This window comes from Neisseria sp. P0009.S007, assembly GCF_051962515.1.
In genome coordinates, this window is record NZ_JBQCVF010000396.1 from 1 (window position 1) to 1,264 (window position 1,264).

At 49.2% G+C, this 1,264-nt stretch carries 2 protein-coding genes; both read right to left on the bottom strand.

Annotated elements, in window-relative coordinates; translation table 11 throughout:
- On the bottom strand, positions 1-443 hold a 443-nt coding region (recX, locus tag ACTHS3_RS13560; RefSeq protein ID WP_440368202.1), incomplete at its 3' end, for a recombination regulator RecX.
- 100 nt (positions 444-543) lie between these two features.
- A complete protein-coding gene (locus tag ACTHS3_RS13565; protein ID WP_070734646.1) occupies positions 544-1,257 on the bottom strand; it encodes a phosphoglycolate phosphatase in 714 nt (237 codons plus the stop codon).
- Positions 1,258-1,264: the final 7 nt, after the last annotated feature.

Genomic DNA, 1,264 nt, shown 5'->3' on the forward strand with positions numbered 1-1,264 from the left:
TCTTCATTCCACGCGGTTTTTAAGGCCGTCTGAATGGTGTCGGCACCAAAGCCGCGATAGGCAAGGAAACGCGCTTGTTTTTGTTTTTCTTTCAAATCTTGGGCTTCTTGCTTGAATTTTTTACGCAAGACGGAAATAGCGGTTTGCAGCTCGTCCTCCCTATCGGGTAGGAACTCCCGACAGTCGTCTGCATCGATACCTTGTTGTGCCAAGGCTTGCTTGAGGCGGAGCGTGCCGTAACGGTTGCTTTTGCTGTGAATATAGGCTTCTGCGTAACGTTGGTCGGATTGCCAATTTCGTTCGACGAATTCGTCCAAAACCTTTTCCAATTCTTCTTCGCTTTCGGCGTGGGGAGCCAGTTTGCGTTTCAAGCCGACACGGCTGACTTCTTGACGGGAAAGAATATCCAAGGCGCGGGCGCGTAAGGTTTTGGGAGGTTTCATGGGGATATGGAAGAGGAGGGAGTTTAACTACATTGAATTACATTTCAGACGGCCTGATTGGGTGAAAGCACCGAAAAGGTCGTCTGAAAATAAAGCCGAATTATTCTTCGTCTTTGTTTTTTTGCGGTTGCAGATTTTCGTAGATTTCAGGCAACGCGCGAATCAACAAATCAGGTTTGGTCGCTTTGTCTTGCGAGAGCAAGGTCATGTCGCTGTAGCCGAATGTTACGCCGACACTGAAACAACCGGCCGCTTTGGCGGCAATAATGTCATTTTTAGAGTCGCCCACCATCAGCATATTGGCAACGTCGATGCCCAAAACTTCGGCCGCATGTTGAAGCGGCAATGGGCTGGGTTTTTTCTCAGTCAGGCTATCGCCGCCGAGAACCAGGCTGAAGTAGCCGTCGAGATTGAGCTGCTTCAGCAGCTCTGCAGCCAGTACTTCGTTTTTATTGGTAATGACAACCAATGGAATACCCAAGGACTTGAGCAGGCCGAGACCGGCTTCGGTTTCAGGGTAGGGGCAGGTAAAGTCGCTCAAGTGATCGCGATAATATTTCATAAAGAACACAAAACCTTTTTCCCAGATTTCAGGATCGGCTTCTTTTTCACGATCATTGGTAATGACGCGATGAACCAACTTGCTGATGCCGTCGCCGACATAACTTTCAACCGTTTGGGTGGGCAAAACAGGTAAACCCAAGTGCGCACACATGGCTTGGGCTGCTGCGGCCAAATCGGGAACGGAATCACATAAGGTACCGTCCAAATCAAAGGCAACGGCTTGAACGTGTTCTAAAGCAGCAGTGGTCATTGAGTAG

Coding starts and splice junctions, on each gene's coding strand:
- ACTHS3_RS13565 (WP_070734646.1), bottom strand. CDS start 1,257: ATGACCACTGCTGCTTTAGAACACGTTCAAGCCGTTGCCTTTGATTTG.